Annotated in this window: 11 protein-coding genes and 5 tRNA genes; 14 read left to right on the top strand and 2 right to left on the bottom strand. The window is 63.7% G+C overall.

The genetic code is table 11. The features are described from left to right. Nucleotides 1-167: 167 nt before the first annotated feature. Nucleotides 168-983: a hypothetical protein gene (locus tag U5709_RS03610; protein WP_321972796.1), complete on the bottom strand. Its 816-nt coding sequence runs from the start codon at nucleotides 981-983 to the stop codon at nucleotides 168-170. A gap of 392 nt (nucleotides 984-1,375) precedes the next feature. On the opposite strand from U5709_RS03610, the gene U5709_RS03605 reads away from it, so the two are divergent. From U5709_RS03605 to ptsP, 9 genes are all read left to right on the top strand, one after another. Then, complete coding sequence (locus U5709_RS03605) at nucleotides 1,376-2,848, top strand: alpha/beta fold hydrolase (RefSeq protein WP_321972795.1); 1,473 nt, start codon at nucleotides 1,376-1,378, stop codon at nucleotides 2,846-2,848. Nucleotides 2,849-2,869: 21 nt separating this feature from the next. Beyond that, the gene (locus U5709_RS03600; RefSeq protein WP_321972794.1) at nucleotides 2,870-6,220 is read left to right on the top strand and encodes a DEAD/DEAH box helicase; all 3,351 of its coding nucleotides are present in this window, start codon (nucleotides 2,870-2,872) and stop codon (nucleotides 6,218-6,220) included. Between the two features lie 110 nt (nucleotides 6,221-6,330). Beyond that, nucleotides 6,331-6,406, top strand: a tRNA-His gene (locus tag U5709_RS03595). A 13-nt stretch (nucleotides 6,407-6,419) separates the two neighbouring features. Further along, a tRNA-Lys gene (locus U5709_RS03590) sits at nucleotides 6,420-6,495 on the top strand. Between the two features lie 491 nt (nucleotides 6,496-6,986). Continuing rightward, nucleotides 6,987-7,154, top strand: a complete 168-nt coding sequence (locus U5709_RS03585; protein ID WP_321972793.1) for a hypothetical protein — start codon at nucleotides 6,987-6,989, stop codon at nucleotides 7,152-7,154. A 7-nt stretch (nucleotides 7,155-7,161) separates the two neighbouring features. Continuing rightward, nucleotides 7,162-7,749, top strand: coding sequence for an NUDIX hydrolase (locus U5709_RS03580; protein WP_321970801.1), 588 nt, complete (start codon nucleotides 7,162-7,164; stop codon nucleotides 7,747-7,749). A 15-nt stretch (nucleotides 7,750-7,764) separates the two neighbouring features. After that, a tRNA-Arg gene (locus U5709_RS03575) sits at nucleotides 7,765-7,841 on the top strand. A 584-nt stretch (nucleotides 7,842-8,425) separates the two neighbouring features. Next, complete coding sequence (locus tag U5709_RS03570; protein ID WP_321970800.1) at nucleotides 8,426-9,475, top strand: 1-phosphofructokinase; 1,050 nt, start codon at nucleotides 8,426-8,428, stop codon at nucleotides 9,473-9,475. An 86-nt stretch (nucleotides 9,476-9,561) separates the two neighbouring features. Further along, nucleotides 9,562-11,265 carry a phosphoenolpyruvate--protein phosphotransferase gene (gene ptsP / locus U5709_RS03565; protein ID WP_321970799.1) on the top strand — a complete coding sequence of 568 codons (1,704 nt, stop codon included), beginning with the start codon at nucleotides 9,562-9,564 and terminating at the stop codon, nucleotides 11,263-11,265. A 63-nt stretch (nucleotides 11,266-11,328) separates the two neighbouring features. Here the strand turns inward: ptsP and U5709_RS03560 are convergent, their stop codons facing one another. After that, a complete protein-coding gene (locus tag U5709_RS03560; protein ID WP_321970798.1) occupies nucleotides 11,329-12,252 on the bottom strand; it encodes a diacylglycerol kinase family protein in 924 nt (307 codons plus the stop codon). Between the two features lie 119 nt (nucleotides 12,253-12,371). Here U5709_RS03560 and U5709_RS03555 point away from each other — a divergent pair. The 5 genes from U5709_RS03555 to carB all read left to right on the top strand — a co-directional run bounded on the left by U5709_RS03555 (nucleotide 12,372) and on the right by carB (nucleotide 19,473). Next, nucleotides 12,372-12,448 (top strand) — tRNA-Pro (locus U5709_RS03555). A 6-nt stretch (nucleotides 12,449-12,454) separates the two neighbouring features. Next, nucleotides 12,455-12,528: transfer RNA gene (locus U5709_RS03550), tRNA-Gly, on the top strand. Between the two features lie 345 nt (nucleotides 12,529-12,873). Continuing rightward, nucleotides 12,874-14,229, top strand: a complete 1,356-nt coding sequence (gene gdhA, locus U5709_RS03545; RefSeq protein WP_321970797.1) for an NADP-specific glutamate dehydrogenase — start codon at nucleotides 12,874-12,876, stop codon at nucleotides 14,227-14,229. A 772-nt stretch (nucleotides 14,230-15,001) separates the two neighbouring features. Beyond that, complete coding sequence (gene carA, locus U5709_RS03540) at nucleotides 15,002-16,255, top strand: glutamine-hydrolyzing carbamoyl-phosphate synthase small subunit (protein WP_321972792.1); 1,254 nt, start codon at nucleotides 15,002-15,004, stop codon at nucleotides 16,253-16,255. Beyond that, the gene (carB, locus tag U5709_RS03535; RefSeq protein WP_321970795.1) at nucleotides 16,255-19,473 is read left to right on the top strand and encodes a carbamoyl-phosphate synthase large subunit; all 3,219 of its coding nucleotides are present in this window, start codon (nucleotides 16,255-16,257) and stop codon (nucleotides 19,471-19,473) included. The genes carA and carB overlap by 1 nt, the downstream gene beginning before the upstream one ends. Nucleotides 19,474-19,958: the final 485 nt, after the last annotated feature.

The following is a 19,958-nucleotide window of genomic DNA, read 5'->3' as shown; positions in this document are numbered from 1 at the left end:
GGTTTGCGTCGGGGCATGAAATAGGCGACGGTGAAGATCGAGCCTTCTCATGAGGTCTTCCCCGGAAGGCTGGATCATCAGCTCGCCGGACGGGTTTGGATGCTTTGGGCGATTGTGGTGAGGTCGGGCAAGTTTCTTACCCGTTCGTTATTCAGGGTGAACGTGTGCTAACCCATAGATTCGAACGCGTCTATTCTCCTGTCGTCGTTTGTCCAGGTTCCCTCGGGGTGATACATGAGGCTTTTGTACTCGCCAACTGTGTTTGCTTTCCCGATGAAGAAATCGGGGCGGATTGCGTCGACGCCAACCATGCGAGCGGCCTTCGAATCAAGGGGAATTTTTCTGTTCAGCTCAATGCCGCTGATGCCATATCCGCCATAGCCCACCGGAAGACTCAGTATCGCGTGAACCGCGGACTCCGCCGGCGAATTCGAGTTTTCCGCGGCGACTTCGAGCGCTTGCAGGCGCGGCTGCATGGCATACCCCGGCACCCGTTTCTTATCCTTAAAGGCCTGTTCAATCTGCGTTAGCGTGAGAAGCGGCGCACTTGTTCCGATGAATCCCGAGTCTGAGCGCGGTGAGAGAAGGTATGTCCCACAGAACTCGAGGATTAGCAGATCGATTGCCGCAATTCCGGCTCGCACCGAAGCTTGAGCGAGCGCAAGCTCCGGGGCGCAGACATAGATGTTCTCATCAAGCTTTATGAGGTCGCCAACCTGTGGTTGCTGCGCATAGTAGTGGTATTTGGCAAGAACTGAGTTCTTGCGATCGCCCGGCCCGGTGCTGAGCAAATGAAGCGGGGCGGGAAGATCTAGCTGGTCGAGGACCTCGACCACCCGCTTAAAGTGTTGGTCGTGTTTGCGTATCGTTCGCATGGATCGGACAAGGATTTCCTCGTAGCCGGGGAACTGGGCGCCGTTGGACACGCGATGGTAGTCGAGCGCGGAGTTTCCGCAGATAATCATGGTCGATTGATGGGACATATCGCCTCCTTTATCGGGTGGCGAAGATTGTTCCATGCGCGTTTGCAAGAATTCTTACCGCAGTCTTACAGAATTCTTCCCGGTTTTCATCAAAGCGCAGATACGGACTCTATGTAAGAATTACCAATCGAAAATTTCCTCATCTAATCCCCATCACCACCTTCCGCCATCCAAACAACTCCTTTGAAGTTCGGAAGGTTTCAAACTTTAGAAGCCTTCCGAACTTTGGTTGAAAATTATATAACCGCAGATAGATAAGCATATCGACTCTTCATCTAAACGTTTAGAAAGTTTGGAAGCCTTCCGAACTCTTGGAGAGAGGTGCGGAGGCGTGGCGGGTGGAGGGTGTGCGATACTCGTGAGCGTGAAATCTGCGTATGGTTGGAGAAGACATGGGGCTTTTGAGCAGTTATTACTTGCCGGGGATGTATGTGGAGGATCATTCGGTTGAGGTGCCGCTGGATTGGCGGGGGACCTCGCCGGCGGAGCTCGCGATAACGGGGGCGACGGCCTGCTCGCGCCTCGCGTCAGAGTCCGCGGTGCTAAAGCCTGACCCGGCCTTTGCCGACAAAAAGCTCAGTCTCTTCTATCGGACCATTTGTTTGCCCGAGAACAAGGGCCGTGACCTGCCGCTTATTGTGTATTTGCAGGGCGGTCCCGGCGGCGCCGGACCGCGCGTGCTCAACGCCTCGTCCGACGGTTGGATCGAGGAGGCGCTCAAGCATTTCCGCATCGTGCTGCCCGACCAGCGCGGCACCGGCCGCTCCTCGGCAGTCGACGGGCGCCGCATGGGGCTCGTTGCCGCCGAGGCGTGCGACCTTGGCCTTGATGAGGCAACCTACCAGGCCGAATACCTCAAGCGCTTCCTTGCCGACTCCATCGTTCGCGATTTCGAGTACCTGCGCCTCTCCGAGTTCGGGGCCGCGCGCTGGGTCACGCTCGGCCAGAGCTACGGCGGGTTCCTCACCCTTTGCAACCTCTCGACCTTCCCCGAGGGCGTCGCCGCGTCCTTCGTCGGCGGCGGCATCCCGCACGTGCCTGCTTCGGCGGACGACGTCTACGCGCACACCTTCCCGCGCATGGTGGCAAAAACAAACGCCTGGTACAAGCGTTATCCGGTTGACCGGGAACGCGTCACGCTTCTTGCCGATCGTCTGTCCGCCGGTGACGTGGCGCTGCCCGACGGCAGCCCCTTCAGTGTCCGGCGCATGCAGCTCATCGGCGGCGGCCTCGGCATGAAGCCCGCCCCTGAGCGCCTGCACAATATGCTCGACCTCGCCTTCTCAGAGGGCGACGGCTCAGCCGGCTCCGCGCTCGCGGCTGCTGACGGCGACGCCTCGCGCGTCAACGTGAACCGCGGCTTCGCCGAGGCCGTCCTCGCAAACACGGGGTCTTCCTCGAACCCGCTCTACTGGACGCTCCAGGAGTTCATCTACGCCGACGGCGAGCTCGACCGGCCGATCCGCTGGGCTGCTGCCCGCGAGGCGGCATCGCGCCCGGAGTTCTCGCCCGACGCCCGTCCGCTCATGATGTTCGGCGAGGCGATGTTTCCCTGGATGTTCGCCGAGGACCCGGCGCTTCAGCCCTTCGCCGCGGCGATGGACGTGCTTATGGAGGACACGCGCTTCGGCAAGCTCTACGACACGGAGCAGCTTGTTTCAAACGAGGTGCCGCTCCAGTGCGCCGTTTACTTCGACGACCTATATGTCGACTCCGGTCTGCAGCTCGACACGCTGAGCCGCGTGGGCCGCAGCCACGCGTGGGTCACGAACGAGTTCGAGCACGACGGCCTGCACGGCGACGTCGTCTTCAAGCACCTTCTCGAGGAGGCCCGAAACCGCGGCGACCTCGAGGGTATCCTCTAGGCTTGCGGCGGGCGGTGACGAATGGCCAGCAAGCAACTCGTGACGAGCCTCAAGCGCGAGGCCGCTCTTAGCAGCACATTCGATACGGGCAAGAGGCTCGCATGCAACTTCGCCGTATTCGATGTGAGCCGGCGAGAGGGGAGCATCGGCTCCACGGTCCGCATCGGCGGCAAGGTCGACGCTTCCCACGGCGGCTTCTACAACGTGACCGTCGACCTTGACCTTGCCGGCGACGAAGTCCTCGACTACACCTGCACCTGCCCCGCCGCCTACAGCTACCGGGGCATGTGTAAGCACGAGATCGCCCTCGCCCTTGCGTTCATGGGCCCCTACGAGGACGGTGAGGTGGCAGGCCGATACGCCGCGCCAGCGCCCCGCAAGGCCCCCGAGCTTCCTACGAGTAGCTCCATATCCGGCCTGCTCAGAGGGGCCGCGGACCGCCGGCTGCGCGATGCTACCGAGCGCCGTGCGCGCGTCTTGGCGCCCGAGCCCGCCGTTGCCGAGAAAGCGCGTCTCTCTGCCGCGTTCGTCACGCCTGCGAGGACGGCCGACGCCGGCTGCCTCGCCCTGAAGCTCACCGTGCACCGCGGGACCACGAAGTACATCGTCAAGAACGTGGCCGACCTTGTTAGTGCCTGGCGCGCCGGCGCTACGATGGATTTCGGCAAGAAGCTCAGGTTCGCGTGCGCCCGCGCGGCGTTCGACGAGCGCTCTTGCGCCCTGCTCGACCTGCTCGCGCGCGTCGTCGACACGCAGCAGGCCTTCTATCTCTCGCGCTGGGACTACGCCGACGGCGGGCGCGGCACCGAGGTCAAGGAGCTGCCCCTCTCGCCGGCCGACATCTGCGAGGTGCTGGACCTCATGCAGGGCTCCTGCGTCCAGCTTGGCGTCGACGAGGGCTCGGGCTACGACCGCTGGGGCTACCGGGTATCGAAGAAGAAGGCCCGCGAGTTTGCGGTCGGGGTGGGGGAGCCTGCGATCGAGTGCGAGATCCTCGAGGCAAAGAACGGCGGCTACGACATCAATTTGCCATCTGACCTGCGACTTATTTATCAAGGGGATCACTGCTACGCCACGTATGGCTCCCGGCTCCTGCGTACCTCTGAGGAGTTCGCGAGAGAGGCCGCCCCGGTTTTCTCGGCGCTTCTTGACGCGTACGGCACCGCCCACGTGAGCTCCAAGGACGCCCCCGAGTTCTGCCGATCGGTGCTGCCGGTGCTGCGCGCCTGGACCGACGTGCGGGTTCCCGAGTCGCTTGCCTCCGTCGAGCCGCCGGAGCCCGCCTTTTCTTTCACCATCGGCCTCGACGATGGCGAGCTCACCTGCGAGCCGCGCGTCGCGTACGGGGACTGGGCCATCAACCTCGGCCTTCGCGAGGGCCTGCCCGGCGAGCCTGCGCGCGACATGGCGGCCGAGTACCACGTCATGGACGTCCTCGAGGACTATTTCCCGCTCGTTGGCGGGCTTTACGTGTTCGATGAGGCGGACGAGGAGCTGCTCTATCGCCTTCTCACCGAGGGCTTGCCCGAGCTCTCCGGGCTCGGCGAGGTCCTCCTCTCCGAGCGCCTGAGCGGCATCAACGTGCGTCAGTCGCCGAACCTCTCGGTGCGCGCCACCGTCAAGAGCAACCTCCTCGACGTCGAGCTCGGCGCGAGCGGCATGACCCAGCGCGAGCTGCTCGAGTACCTCGACGGCTGGAAGCGCAAGCAGAAGTATGTGCGCCTCTCCTCGGGCGACATCGTCCGCATCGGCGGCAACCTCCACAAGGCCGACGAGCTCGCGGCGGGCCTCGGCGTGGACGTCGAGAAGCTCGTATTGGGCGACGCCGGGCTGCCGTCAAGCCGCTCGCTCCTCATCGACGCGCTGCTCGACCGCGCGGACGGCATCCGCCTCTCTCGCAACGCCGGTTTCCGCGCCATCGTCCGCGACTTCGACACCTACGCGGACGCAGACATAGAGGTGCCCGCCGGCCTCAACGCCACCTTGCGCGGCTACCAGGAGGACGGCATGCGCTGGCTCGGCACGCTCGAGCGCTTCGGTTTCGGCGGCATCCTCGCAGACGACATGGGCCTTGGAAAGACACTGCAGGTAATTGCCCATATCCTTGCGCAAAAGGAGGCCGGCGCGCTTGGCACAACCCTTGTTGTATGCCCGGCTTCCCTCGTGTACAACTGGGTCTCGGAGCTCGAGCGCTTCGCCCCGGGCCTCGACGCCGCCGCGGTCATCGGCACAAAGACAGCCCGTACGGCGCTCATCGGCGGCGCGGACGCCCATGACGTGCTCGTGACCTCCTACGACCTTTTGCGCCGAGACGTCGAGACCTACGCGAAGCATCGCTTCGCCCGCGTCGTGCTCGACGAGGCCCAGTACATCAAGAATCCGAAGGCGCAGGTCACCAAGGCCGTCAAGTGCCTCGACTCCGAAGTCCGCCTCGCCCTTACCGGCACGCCCATCGAGAACCGCCTGCAGGAGCTCTGGAGCATCTTCGAGTTCCTCATGCCCGGCTACCTCGGGAGCCGCGACCGCTTCGCCAAGCTCTACGAGGGCCCGGTCGAGGCGAGGGAGCACGGGTCGGCAACCCTTCTTCGCTGCGCCATCGGCCCCTTTGTGCTGCGCCGCCTCAAGTCGGAGGTGCTGGCCGACCTTCCCGAGAAGACCGAGAGCGTCGTCTACGCCCAGATGGAGGCCAAGCAGAGGAAGCTCTACCTCGCCTGCCAGGACCGCCTCGCCCTGCAAATCCAGCACGCCGGCGACCAGGAAATCAAGAAAGACAAGCTCAAGGTGCTCGCCGAGCTCACTAAGCTGCGCCAGGTCTGCTGCGATCCGAGCCTTTATTTCGAGGACTACGACGGAGGCTCGGCTAAGCTCGAGACCTGCATGGAGCTCGTGGCGCAGGCCATCGATTCCGGCCACAAGGTGCTCTTGTTCTCGCAGTTCACGAGCATGCTGGCGATCATCTCCGAGCGCCTGGCCGCCGAGGGCGTCTCGCATTTCCAGCTCACCGGGTCCACGAGCAAAGAGGAGCGCGAGCGCCTCGTCAAGCGTTTCCAGGCGGGCGGGGCCGACGTGTTCCTCATCTCGCTCAAGGCGGGCGGCGTTGGCCTCAACCTCACGGCGGCGGACGTCGTCATCCACTACGACCCATGGTGGAACACCGCCGCGCAGGACCAGGCCACCGACCGCGCGCACCGCATCGGCCAGCGCCGAGACGTCACGGTTTTCAAGTTGATTGCGAAGGATACCATCGAGGAGCGCATCCTTCAGATGCAGGAGTCCAAGCGCGGGCTCGCCGAGAGCGTGCTGTCGGGCGAGGAGGTCAAGTCCGCGCTGCTCACGCGTGACGATATCCTCGCGCTTCTCGGGGGTAATTAGCCGCGCCGTGCCTAGGACCCGCAACTTTTTTGAGTTTTGTCAAAAAAGTCCTTGCATCGCGCCGCCGGTCTTTGCATAATATACGAGCTGCCTGAAGAGGGAAGCGAATGGTGGGTGTAGCTCAGTTGGTAGAGCGACGGACCGTGGCTCCGTAGGTCGAGGGTTCGAGACCCTTCACCCACCCCATTCAATTGAATATGGATCGTTAGCTCAGCTGGTAGAGCAGGGGACTCTTAATCCCAAGGTCCAGGGTTCGAACCCCTGACGATCCACCATAGAGTGCAGGCGGGCGCCTTTGGGCGTCCGTTTTTTGTTGCCGGGCGGTGCGTACATCCTTCTTTCTACCGCTATAGTTGAGTCAAGAAGGAGGTCTTAATGGAGAAGATGCGGCGCGGCGGGGGCTTTATCGTCCTTGCCATAGCGGCGGCGATCGTCGTCGACCCGGGGCTCTCTCACGCTTTCTCGACCAGGTCGGCAGCGCGTCGTCGGACCAGGCGCAGCAAGGGGCCGACGACGGCCAGGGCGCCGCGGCCTCGAATCCGGGCGAAGGCGCTTCTTCGTATACCGGCAGCTCGTCCTTCAATGGAGCCGACGAGGACCCCGCCTCGGCGGGCGCTGAGGACGACGCCGACGCCGCCGAGCGCATCGAGAACATCATCACGGGGTGCGCTGCCAAAATACCGGCGACAATTAGAACCAGGACGGCGGCATGGCGTACTGCGGGAACGTCGCGCATGGCTATCTCGCGTAGCACCACGAGGGGACGATGTGGAACTCTGCGGCCCCCGTCTACGAGGGCGACGAGCTCGTATACCGCGGCGCGATCGCCGACATGAAGTCGTTGGATGGCAAAATCGGCCTCGAGGTCGAGGTGCACAACGCGGCCAACGGGCACTCGATCGGCTGCGCGACCGGCAAGTTCTACTCAGAATAGGGGAGAGATGAGGGAAGAGAGCCTTACGGCGATACGAGCTGCGCTCGAGCCTGACCAGCGCTTTTATGAGGATGTTGTCGCCGATGACCTTACATGGCAGGGAAACATCTTCTCGGCGCACCTACTCGATGTCGCTTTGAGCGACGGCTCGCTCGGCAAACGCGAAATTGTGCGTCATTGCGGCGGCGCAGGGGTCGTTGCCGTTGACGACGAGGGGCGCGTCTGCCTCGTCCGCCAGTATCGCGTGGCCGCCGGCCGGATGACGGTCGAGATTCCCGCGGGCAAGCTCGACGCGAGCGAGGGGGCCGAGATCTGCGCGGCGCGCGAGCTCGCGGAGGAGACCGGCCTTCACGCGGGGAGGCTCGAGCACCTGGTGAGCGACTGCGGCTCCATCGGGTTTACTGACGAGCATACGGAGGTGTTTCTCGCCCGCGACCTCGTGGCCGGCGAGGCCGATCCCGACGAGGGCGAGTTCATCTCGGCTTTGTGGATCCCCTTGGATGACGCGGTGGATTGCGTTCTCGCGGGCCTCATAAAGGACGGAAAGACGGTCGCCGGGCTTCTCGCGGCCAAAGTCGTCCTCGATAGATGCTAGAATACCGACTTACGCGCGCCCTTAGCTCAGTTGGATAGAGCCGCGGACTTCTAATCCGAAGGTCGGGGGTTCGAATCCCTCAGGGCGCACCATTACGCTTTGACGCGGGCCCCGGCGACGGGGCCCTTGCTTTTGACGGGCGGGCCGCCGCCCGGCGCCCTGAGGGACTCGAACCCGCGAGGGCGTGAGCGTAAAGGGGGCGCGGAGCGTCCCTAGCGAGCGGCCGGGGCCGCCGCGAGTCGGGTCCTAGTTGCAAAGAAATCGCGCCCGCTTGGTCCGATGGGGACTCAGCCGCAAAGAATTCGCGCCCACTTGGTCCGATTGGGGCCAACTCGAGGCATTTTCTTTGCAAACGGACCAACTCGAGCGGTTTTATTTGCAAGTGGACCACAGGCGGACCAAGTCGAGCGGTTTTCTTTGCGGGCGGAACACCGATGGACCAACTCGAACCGTTTTTTGCGGGCGACAGGTTAGGCATGGCGGCCCGTGTCTATTCGCGGCAATTTGTGAGCCGGCTCGCTTGCGTTGTCTCGCCGCTCGCCCGCTCGCCGAACTGATGTGTTGTGGATTGTGACTACAAACCAAAATGAGATGCGCATGAGTTCATTTTCTTGTGATTGAGGCATGGGGTTTGCGGCATACTTTAGCTTGTCGCATCCTGTCGGAAGGAGAACGCGTGATTTACACGATGACGTTGAACCCTGCCCTCGATTACGTCATGCACCCGCTGACGCTCGATATGGGCTACACGAACAGGTCCTCGAGCGAGGAGCTGCACTGTGGCGGTAACGGTATTAATATCTCGACCCTGCTCAAAGAGGTCGGAACCCCGAGCATCGCCATGGGCATCGCGGCCGGGTTCACGGGGGACTACCTTCTTCACCGCCTCCAGGAAAAGGGTATCTCGTCCAACTTCGTGTGCCTCGATAAGGGCTATACCCGCATCAACGTCAAGCTCAACGGCATCGTCATGACGATGTGCAACGGCATGGGCCCCAAGATCTCGGACAAGAAGATCGAGGAGTTGCTCGATCGCATGGATGTCATCGGAACGGGCGACACGCTCGTCCTCACCGGTTCCATCCCGAGCTGCCTACCTACCGACATCTACAACCAGATCATGAAGCGCTTTGCCGGCCGCGGTATCCAGTTCGTCGTCGACGCCCCCGGCCAGCTACTCATGGACTCGCTGTCCTCTCACCCGTTCCTCATCAAGCCCAATAACCATGAGGTCGGGCGCATCTACGGCGTGAACATCGAGGAGCCCGAGGAGTGCATGCCTTATGCGCATAAGCTCCAGGACGAGGGCGCGCGCAATGTCATCATCTCCTGCGGTGGCCACGGCTCGCTGCTTCTGGACGAGAACGGCGCCGAGCACATCGTGCCGACGGCCCGTATCCGCCTTGTCAACGCCACCGGCGCCGGCGACTCCATGGTCGGCGGCTTCCTGTCGATGGTCACCCGCGGCGCCGATTACGATACCGCCCTTGTCTTCGCCTCCGCCTGCGGCACCGCCACTGCCGCCTCCAAGGGCATCGCGAGGCGCGACAAGATCGACCGCGTCGTGACCGCGCTCTACAAGAAGATGGGCCGCGCGCTGCCCGGCATCATCGCCAACGATATGCAGAACGCCAAGGACGCCGCGGCCGCGCGCGCCGTCGAGGAGAGCCAGTCGCAGGCTGCCAAGGAGTTCAAGGCGTCGGCCGGCACGGCGGGGGAGAATTAGGTTCGGCTCTTTGCGCGGCCGGTCGCAAGGCCGCGTGGGCATATAAGGGAAGTGCCGCGAAAGCGGCAGACACGTAGGGGGATTACATGTACGAGGGAGTCAACGCATCTGACGGCATCGGTATCGGCGTCGCTCGCGTCGCCGTCGAGCCTGACCTCAGCTTCACGCCGCACGCGCCCGAGGACGCCGCGGCCGAGAAGCAGCGCTACGAGGTCGCCGTCGCCAAGTTCATCGACCAAACCAATGCCCAGATCGAGCGTATGACCGCAACCGTCGGCCCCGAGGCCGCGGCCATCATGGGCGCCCACATCGAGTTCGCCGAGGATGAGGGCATCAAGGAGATGGTCAACGGTTCCATCGAGAGCGGCATGTGCGCTGAGCAGGCCGTTTCCGAGGCTTACGACATGTACTACAACATGTTCTCAAACATGGAGGACGAGCTGTTCCGCGAGCGCGCCGCCGACGTCGCCGACGTTAAGACCGGCCTTCTCGCCGACCTCCTTGGCCAGGAGCTTGTCGATCTCTCCACGCTGCCGGAGAACTCCATCGTCGTCGTGCACGAGCTCACCCCGTCCATGACGGCCGATATCGACAAGGACAACGTAGCCGCTATCGTGACCGAGACCGGTGGTCGCACCTCCCACTCCGCCATCATCGCCCGTGCTCTCGAGATTCCCGCGGTCCTTTCCGTGGCTGACGCCTGCACCAACATCAGGACCGGTGACATGGTCGTCGTCGACGGCACCAACGGCAAGGTCGTCGCCAAGCCCAGCGACAGCGATCTCGAGCACTACCGCGGCAAGGCCAAGCTGTACGCCGAGGAGAAGGCCGCCCTCGAGGCTTATCGCGGCAAGAAGACCGTGACCGCCGACGGCGAGGAGAAGCTGCTCGTCGCCAACATCGGAAACCCCGACGACGCAAACGTCGCCGCCGAGCACGACTGCGAGGGCGTCGGCCTGTTCCGCTCCGAGTTCCTCTTCATGGACGCCAAGGAGCTCCCCTCCGAGGACGAGCAGTTCGCTGCTTACCAGAAGGTCGCCCTGCGCATGAAGAACCAGCCGGTCATCATCCGCACCCTCGACGTGGGCGGCGACAAGGAGATCCCGTACCTCGACCTCACCAAGGAAGAGAACCCCTTCCTCGGCTACCGCGCCGTCCGTTACTGCCTGGCCAACCCCGAGCAGTACAAGGTCCAGCTCACGGCTCTTCTGCGCGCCTCCGCCTTCGGCGACATCAAGATCATGGTCCCGCTCGTGACCAACATCGACGAGATTCGCCAGGTCAAGGCCCTCGTCAAGGAGTGCATGGCCGATCTTGACGCCCGCGGCGTGTCCTACAACAAGGACATCGAGGTCGGCACCATGATCGAGACCCCCGCGGCTTCCCTCATCGCCGACGACCTGGCAGCCGAGTGCGACTTCTTCTCCATCGGCACCAACGACCTCATCGGCTACACCATGTGCGCCGACCGCGGCAACGACAAGGTCGGTTACCTCTACGAGGTTTACCAGCCCGCCGTTCTCCGCTCCCTCAAGCGCATCATCGAGGAGGGCGACAAGGCCGGCATCATGGTCGGCATGTGCGGCGAGGCCGCGGCCGATCCGCTGCTGATCCCCGTCCTGCTCTCCTTCGGCCTGGGCGAGTTCTCCGTCTCCGCCCCGTCCATCCTGCGCACCCGGCGTATCATCTCCGAGTGGAGCAAGGCCGAGGCCGACGCTCTTACCGATAAGGTCATGCAGCTCAAGACGGCTGCCGAGGTCAAGGCTATGTTGCAAGCTTCCGCCAAGTAAGTTCCGTGCTTTAGCGCTCAACGAAGGGCCTCGAGTTCGCTCGGGGCCCTTTTTTGTCGCGCTTCATACGTTGTGCCTCGCCGCCTTCTTGGGGAAGATCACTTCGAGGGCGTGGGGTACGACCTCGATGGAGAACTCGGTCCCCTCGAGCTTCTCGCCGTCGACCTGGCATGGTGGCTCGGTCTCGAAGCGGAGCTCGGCCCGGGTGATTCGGCGCGACTCGACGGCCTTCGACACCGTGTGCTTTCCCGCGCGCGCAAGCCCGAGCAGGGCAAGCAGCTTCGGGAGCGAGGGCTTCTTGATGTTGTAGCAGACGTCGAGAAGGCCATCGGTCGGGTCTGCATCGGGGCAGATCTTGAATCCTCCGCCGTAGGTCGGTCCGACCTGCACGGCGAAGATTATGCTCTTGAGGTCGACGGGGTCCTCGTCGTCGAAGCTCGCCTTACAGGTATAGCCGTCGCCCGCCTTCGAGAGGATGCTCAGGGCGGAGCGCGCAAAGAGCTCCTCGCCTTTTTGCGTCGTGCCTTCGGCTCGCTTATTGGTGGCGTCGAGGGCAATGGCGGCGTCGAGGCCGAACGAGAGCGTCTGCATGTAGTAGCTGCCGTTGACGCGGCCGAGCTCACAGCTGCGCGCCTCTCCACGGACGAGCTGCGCAAGCGCCGCGGCCACGTTGTTTTTCTTGATGCCGAGGGTGCGTGCGAAGTCGTTGCCGGAGCCCATGGGAACGATGCCGAGCTGCGGGCGGTCGAGGCCCTTGATTTGCATGAGGCCGTTGACGACCTCATGGATGACGCCGTCGCCTCCGAGTGCGATCACGGTGTCGTAGGCGGCGGCGTTCGCGGCAATTCCCGTCGCGTCGCCCTGGGCCGCGGTGCGGACGACCTTAAAGCTGTTTGTGGCTGACTCGAAGGTGCTGAGAAACGACTCCGCGAACCGGGCGCCCCTCTCGCCCTCGCCGCTCTGGGCGGCCGGGTTGGCGATAATCAACGCCTTTCCAAGAGGGGAGCGAGGCATCTTCGGCCTTTCTGAAGCGTGTCGTATACCAGCCATTCTATACTCATCGCTTGCCCTGGGAAGGCATCTCGCGTATAGTGGTTATTCGGTTCCGGGGCGTGGCGCAGCTTGGTAGCGCATCTGCTTTGGGAGCAGAGGGTCGCTGGTTCGAATCCAGTCGCCCCGACCATTATATGCGGGTGTGGTTCAACGGTAGAACCTTAGCCTTCCAAGCTAATGACGCGGGTTCGACTCCCGTCACCCGCTCCAGTAAATGACAACGGATCGGTGCCCTCGAGCGTCGGTTCGTTTTCTGTTGCCGGATTGTGGTCCCGCTCAGCCTTATTGCGGCAAGCCTTGCAATAAGGCTGAGCCGTTGTTATTTGCTCGCCGTTTAGCGGCGCCATATGACCGTTCACCGGCCCCCCACACCCGAAAGACGTTAAACAACACGCGTCTGAGCGGGCCTTATGTACGCAATGTTTCTCAAATCGCGCGATAAAGTTACGACTTCGCGGACGAAACATAACGCGAAACACGACGTGCGTAACCTGTCTTCTTGGAATTACGGCCGCGCCGGCACACCGCCGGCGGACCCAGACGATAGGAGAGAACATGACGTATTGCGAGAACGTTCTGGCCGACCTCAAGGCCCGCTATCCCGAGCAGAAGGAGTTCATCCAGGCTGCCACCGAGATCCTGAGCACCCTTCAGCCGTCCCTCGACGCCCACCCCGAGTATGAGCAGGCCGCCATCCTCGAGCGCCTCGTCGAGCCCGAGCGCGTGGTCATGTTCCGCGTGCCCTGGGTCGACGACTCCGGCAAGGTCCAGGTCAACCGCGGCTATCGCGTCGAGTTCAACTCCGCCATCGGGCCCTACAAGGGCGGCCTGCGCTTCAACCCCACGGTCACCCTCGGCATGCTGAAGTTCCTCGGCCTCGAGCAGATCCTGAAGAACTCGCTCACCACGCTTCCCATGGGCGGCGGCAAGGGCGGCTCCGACTTCGACCCCAAGGGCAAGTCCAACAACGAGATCATGCACTTCTGCCAGTCCTTCATGACCGAGCTGTGCCGCCACATCGGCCCCAACACCGACGTCCCCGCCGGCGACTTGGGCGTCGGCGGCCGTGAGGTCGCCTACATGTTCGGCCAGTACAAGCGTATCCGCAACGAGTGGACCGGCGTGCTGACCGGCAAGGGCCTCTCCTTTGGCGGCTCGCTTGCCCGCACCGAGGCCACCGGCTACGGCCTGGTCTACTTTGTGGACGAGTACCTCAAGTCCAACGGCGACTCCTTCGAGGGTAAGAACGTCGTGGTCCACGGGTCCGGTAATGTTGCCATCTACGCCATCCAGAAGGTCTCCCAGCTCGGCGGCAAGGTCATCGCCTGCTCCGACACCAAGGGCTGGGTCGAGGACCAGGAGGGCATCGACTACCAGGTGCTCGAGCACATCTACAACAAGAAGCGCTCCGGCAACGACAAGGGCGTCTCGCTTGCTATGTACGTCGACGAGAAGCCGAACGCCGTCTGGCACGAGGGCGAGGGCCGCGGCTGCTGGCAGCTGGCCTGCGACATCGCGCTTCCCTGCGCCCGCGAGAACACCCTGCTGCTCGAGGACGCCAAGGCTCTCGTGGCCAACGGCTGCAAGGTGGTCGGCGAGGGCGCCAACATGCCCACCACCATCGACGCGACCGAGTACTTCCAGGCCAACGGCGTCGCCTTCATGCCCGGCAAGGCCGCGAACGCCGGCGGCGTGCTCGTCTCCGGCCTTGAGATGAGCCAGAACGCCGAGCACCTCTCCTGGACCTTTGAGGAGGTCGACGGCAAGCTTGAGCAGCTCATGCGCGGCATGTTCCACAACGTCGACGACACCGCCAAGAAGTACGGCAGCGAGGGCAACTTCGTCCTCGGCGCCAACATCGCCGGTTTCGAGAAGGTCGCCGACGCCATGCTTGCCCAGGGCGTCTGCTAAACAGGGTTTCTAGCAACGAATCTTGTTTGGGGCCCGGAGGCTCGCGTGTCCAAGTGCGCAAGCTTCCGGGCTTCTGTTATTCTTCGGAACACTCGAATCCCTGGGAACCTGCGATTGCCCTCTGATCTCGTTGATCTGCATCGTTTTGATGCGCTGCAGGGCGTAAAACCCTTATGGACAGGGGGATTGAGCCCTCGATCTGAGCGTTATGCGTCGGTCGCCGAAGAAAATCCGGGATGGCGGCAGTTTTTCGCGGACCCTGTGAGTTTCCTGCGCTTTACGCGCAATAAAACCGCAGGTAGACGAGCTGTCTAAAATTCGGCTACTCGGACGGTCCGCGAAAAACTGCCGCCATCCCGGATTTTGTGTGCACGTGGCCGCGACGGGCCCCGCGGATGAGGGTTTCGTGCCGCAAGTCGTCGGCGTTGAGCGGATGGCCATGGGCTATGGCCCTCAAATTGCGGTGCATAATTCGAATGCATGCGTATCGGGCTGCAACACCTTACAAATTGTTAGGCTTCCAAACACAGATTAATTCTCTGACCTGCAGTTTCTTATATGTAAAGTCCCTCAATCATCGATTATTCCTAACTGTTGGTCGCTATACTAGTCATCGACCTTTAAGACGGTACGAGAGACCGAAAAGGCGTCCACAACGTATTCGCGCACAGCCTTCTCGGAGTAGCGCCCTTTGGCGTGGCTCCGTTTTTTGAGGCGGGCCATCTGCCATGCGCGAAGCCCCTTGGGCGCAGACGGAAAGGACGGTGGCGCGTTGAACCTTCTGGTCGACGGCGGCAACACCTCTAAGGCGCTCCTGGCGCTTGAGGACGGCAGTTATTTCTTCGGGCGCTGCGCTGGCGCCGAGGGCGAGGCCTTTGGCGAGGTGGTCTTCAACACCTCCATGGTGGGCTATCAGGAGATCGTCTCCGATCCCTCCTACGCGGGCCAGCTCGTTACGTTGACGTACCCCCAGATCGGCAACTACGGCGTGAACGAGGTCGACATGCAGGCGCGCGACCTGCACCTTTCCGGCCTCATCGTGCACGACATGTGCTACGAGCCCAGCAACTGGCAGTCCGTCACCTCGCTGCCCGAGTTTCTGGCCGAGCGCGGCGTCGTTGCCATCGAGGACGTTGACACCCGCGCCCTGACGCTCAAGATCCGCGAGCACGGCGCCTGCAAGGGCTGCATCTCCACCGTGGACCTTAACCCGGAAAGCCTCGTCGCCCGCGTCAAGGCTTCCGAGCCCATCTCGCAGCACAACTACGTCGCCGACGTCTCGACCGACGACACCTATGTGGTCCCCGCAAAGGGTGAGCGCAAGCACAAGGTTGTCGCCTACGACTGCGGCGAGAAGGCCGGCATCGCCAAGCGCCTGGCCGCCGTGGGCTGCGAGGTCACCGTCGTGCCGTGGGACACGCCTGCCGAGAAGGTCCTCACCATGGACCCCGACGGCGTCTTCTTCTCCAATGGTCCCGGGGACCCCGAGACCGTTCCGCCCGTTGTCGACGCCGTCAAGGCGTGTCTTGGTAAGCTCCCCGTTTTCGGCATCTGCCTCGGCAACCAGGTCATCTCCATGGCGGCCGGCGGCCAGATCGAGAAGCTCCCGTACGGCCACCACGGCGGCAACGAGCCCGTGATGAACCTGCTCACCGGCAAGGTTGAGATCACGGCGCAGAACCACAACTACGGCCCCATCTTCAAGACGTTCGGCCCGCTTGTCCCCGAGCTCTCCGGCGGCTACTCCGACCACGTCGACGACCTGCGCTTCTGGAGCGAGAGGCACATCGCCCCGGTCGTCGAGACCGAACGCTACGGCCGCATCCGCCTTACCCACGTCAACCTCAACGACGGCACGCCCGAGGGCATCCAGTTCCTTGACGTGCCCGCCTTCTCCATGCAGTACCACCCCGAGGCCAAGCCCGGCCCCAACGACTCGACCTACGCCTTCGCCGCGTTCGCGCGCCTCATGGACGGCGAGCCCGATTACCTTGCCATCGACGTCCGCGAAGGGAGGCGCTTCTAATGCCCAAGCGCACCGATATCAAGAAGATCCTCATCATCGGTTCCGGCCCCATCGTCATCGGCCAGGCCTGCGAGTTCGATTATTCCGGCACCCAGGCCTGCAAAGCGCTTCGCCAGGAGGGCTACGAGGTCGTTCTCGTCAACTCCAACCCGGCCACCATCATGACCGACCCCGAGACGGCCGATCGCACCTACATCGAACCCATTACCGCAAACTCCGTGGCCAAGGTCATCGAGAAGGAACGCCCGGACGCCCTTTTGCCCAACATGGGCGGCCAGACGGGCCTTAACTGCGCCGTCGCCCTCGCCCACGCCGGCGTGCTCGACAAGTACGGCGTCGAGGTCATCGGCTGCGACGTCGACTCTATCGAGACGGGCGAGGACCGCGAGCTTTTCGCTGCGGCTATGAAGGACATCGGCATCGACGTCGCTAAGTCCGAGATCGCTCACACCATCGAGGAGTGCGAGGGCGCGGTCGACGCGGTCGGCGGCTACCCCGTGGTCATCCGCCCGTCCTTCACCCTCGGCGGCGCGGGCGGCGGCATCGCCTACGACCACGACGACCTGCTGCGTATTTGCGAGCAGGGCCTGGCTCTCTCGCCCGAGACCGAGGTCTTGGTCGAGCAGTCCATCGAGGGCTGGAAAGAGATCGAGATGGAGGTCATGCGCGACGTCGCCGGCAACGGCGTCATCGTTTGCTCCATCGAGAACCTCGACCCCATGGGCGTCCACACCGGCGACTCCATCACCGTGGCTCCCTGCCAGACCCTGAACGACTTCGAGCTCCAGCGCCTGCGCGACTACTCCATCGCTATCCTCGAGCGCGTCGGCGTCGCCTGCGGCGGCTCCAACGTTCAGTTCGCCGTGAACCCCGAAGACGGCCGCGTCATCGTCATCGAGATGAACCCGCGCGTCTCTCGCTCCTCGGCACTTGCCTCCAAGGCCACCGGCTTCCCCATCGCCAAGATGGCGGCGCTCCTCTCCGTGGGCTACACCCTCGACGAGATCCAGAACGACATCACCCACTCCACGCCGGCCTGCTTCGAGCCGTCCATCGACTACTGCGTGGTCAAGGTCCCTCGCTTCGCCTTCGAGAAGTTCAAGGGTGCGTCCGACCGCCTCTCCACGCGCATGAAGGCCGTCGGCGAGGTCATGGCCATCGGCTCTACCTTCGAGGAGGCCATGCAGAAGGCCATGCGCTCGCTGGAGCAGGGCCACGCCGGCCTCGGCGCTGACGGCAAGGACGACTTCGACGAGGAGAACTTCGCCGAGAAGGTCTCCACGCCGACGCCCGAGCGCATCCTCTACGTCGCTGAGGCGCTGCGCCGCGGCTGGTCGGTGGAGCAGGTCTTCGCCGCCACCAAGATCGACCAGTGGTTCCTCCACCGCATCAACGACATCGTCAAGGCTGAGAAGGCCATCGCCGGGCTCGGGCTCGGCGGCCTCGACGCCGAGCACATGCTCGCCGCGAAGCAGATGGGCTTCTCCGACGTGCAGATCGCCCATCTCACCGGCCAGCGCGAGGACACCGTCCGCGCCATCCGCGAGGTCTTGGGCGTCCGGCCGCTCGTCAAGACCGTCGACACCTGCGCAGGCGAGTTCGCGAGCCGCACGAGCTACCACTACTTCACATACGAGAAGGGCGGCGCCACCGAGTTCCATGAGGCCGACAAGCCCCGCGCGATCATCCTCTCGGCCGGCCCCAATCGCATCGGCCAGGGCATCGAGTTCGACTACTGCTGCTGCCACGCGGCCTATGCCTTGCACGCCAAGGGCTACGAGACCATCATGGTCAACTGCAACCCCGAGACCGTCTCGACCGACTACGACACCTCCGACCGCCTCTACTTCGAGCCGCTCACCTTCGAGGACGTCATGAACATCATCGACGTCGAGAAGCCCGAGGGCGTCATCGTGACACTCGGCGGCCAGACCCCGATCAACCTCGCCAAGCGCCTGAAGGCCGCGGGCGTCCCCATCATGGGCACCCAGCCCGAGGCCATCGACCTGGCCGAGGACCGCGACCGTTTCGCCAGCCTGCTCGACCGCCTCGAGATCGCCTATCCGCCCTCCGAGACCGCCGAGACCGTGACCGACGCCAAGGCCGTCGCCCGCCGCGTCGGCTACCCGCTGCTCGTACGGCCGAGCTACGTGCTCGGCGGCCGCGGCATGGGCATCGTCTACGACGACGCCGACCTCGTGACCTACATGGAGGAGGCGACTAAGGTCTCCCCGGACCACCCGGTCTACCTGGACGCCTTCCTCGAGGACGCCATCGAGCTCGACGTGGACGCCCTGTGCGACACCGAGGAGTGCTACGTGGGCGCTGTCCTGGAGCACATCGAGGAGTGCGGCATCCACTCCGGCGACTCCGCCTGCTGCTTCCCGCCGTTCTCGCTTTCCGACGCGATTGTGGCCAAGGTCCGCGACATCACCCGCAAGCTCGCCCTTTCCTGCAACATCCGCGGCCTGCTGAACGTCCAGTACGCCGTTCGCGACGAGCAGGTCTTCGTCATCGAGCTGAACCCGCGCGCGTCGCGCACCGTGCCTTTCTCGTCGAAGGCCACGGGCGTGAGCCTCGCCAAGTACGCCGTGCGCGTCATGAGCGGCGAGAAGATCTGCGACCTCGGACTTCCCCCCGAGGACTCCGACCGCGGCTACTACGCCGTCAAGGAGGCCGTCATGCCGTGGAGCCGCTTCCCGGGCGCAGACGTCACGCTTGGACCCGAGATGAAGTCCACCGGCGAGGTCATGGGCCTCGACGTCACCTTCCCCAAGGCCTACGCCAAGACCCGCGAGGCCATCGACTACGACGTGCCCCAGTCCGGCACCGTGTTCCTCTCGGTCTGCGACCGCGACAAGCGCTCCGTGGCCACCGTGGCCCTGGCACTTCGCACCCTGGGCTACGACCTCGTCGCCACGAGCGGCACCGCCAAGACGCTCAAGGCCGCGGGCATCACCTGTGAGGTCGTCAAGCGCATCTCCGAGGGCACCCCGAACATCGGCGACATGATCGCCGAGGGCAAGATCAGCTTCATGATCAACACGCCCAAGGGCCATAGCTCCCGCGGCGACGGCGCGATCCTTCGCTCCGAGGCCGTGAGCCGCGGCATCGACATGGCCACCACCATGTCCGGCGCCGTAGCCCTCGTCCAAGCCATCGGCTCCTTGCGCCAAGGTCCCCTGGACGTCTACGCCCTCCAGGACATCTCCTACTAACAGACGCGCTCATCATCAACCAAGAGGCGGCCCTCGTCGAAAGACGGGCCGCCTCCCTTGCATCCTAGCCCTCAACCCCCGCCATCCAGCAATCCACCGCTGCTAGATTCCGCAATCCCGGGGCATTTCCCCGTATTCCGTTACTGGATACCGCAATTCCGGGGCAAGAACTCCGCCCCCATTACTGGATAACGCAACTCCAGGGCTCTCGTTACCCAAACCTCCCGCGGGGGCCGCCTCGGCGCAGCCGAGCGCCCCCCGCCAAACTATGTCGCGCCCGCGCAGCGGACGCACACATTTCCCTCCCTTCCCAGCACCCGCCGCAAATAATCCCGCCCTCCACGCTCAGATGCCCCACAACCGCCGCCCGCGCGCCTCTTGCCCCTGTCAGGCGATTTCGCGCCAGCGAGCGAGCGAAGCGAGCGCTGAGCCAGACAGGGGCAAGAGGCGCGCGGGCGCCCCCCGTAGGGCAATTCCGCTCCAGC

Origin of the sequence: Paratractidigestivibacter sp., assembly GCF_963660155.1 — a bacterium.
In the GTDB taxonomy this organism is placed as follows: Bacteria; Actinomycetota; Coriobacteriia; order Coriobacteriales; family Atopobiaceae; genus Paratractidigestivibacter.
Note: the sequence above shows the minus strand (reverse complement) of the source record. Positions and strands in the feature narration are given on the sequence as shown.

Bases quoted from the DNA above. Each gene is read 5' to 3' on its own strand.
- U5709_RS03610 (WP_321972796.1), bottom strand. From the start codon at position 983: ATGTCCCATCAATCGACCATGATTATCTGCGGAAACTCCGCGCTCGAC.
- U5709_RS03605 (WP_321972795.1), top strand. From the start codon at position 1,376: ATGGGGCTTTTGAGCAGTTATTACTTGCCGGGGATGTATGTGGAGGAT.
- U5709_RS03600 (WP_321972794.1), top strand. From the start codon at position 2,870: ATGGCCAGCAAGCAACTCGTGACGAGCCTCAAGCGCGAGGCCGCTCTT.
- U5709_RS03585 (WP_321972793.1), top strand. From the start codon at position 6,987: ATGTGGAACTCTGCGGCCCCCGTCTACGAGGGCGACGAGCTCGTATAC.
- U5709_RS03580 (WP_321970801.1), top strand. From the start codon at position 7,162: ATGAGGGAAGAGAGCCTTACGGCGATACGAGCTGCGCTCGAGCCTGAC.
- ptsP (WP_321970799.1), top strand. From the start codon at position 9,562: ATGTACGAGGGAGTCAACGCATCTGACGGCATCGGTATCGGCGTCGCT.
- gdhA (WP_321970797.1), top strand. From the start codon at position 12,874: ATGACGTATTGCGAGAACGTTCTGGCCGACCTCAAGGCCCGCTATCCC.
- carB (WP_321970795.1), top strand. From the start codon at position 16,255: ATGCCCAAGCGCACCGATATCAAGAAGATCCTCATCATCGGTTCCGGC.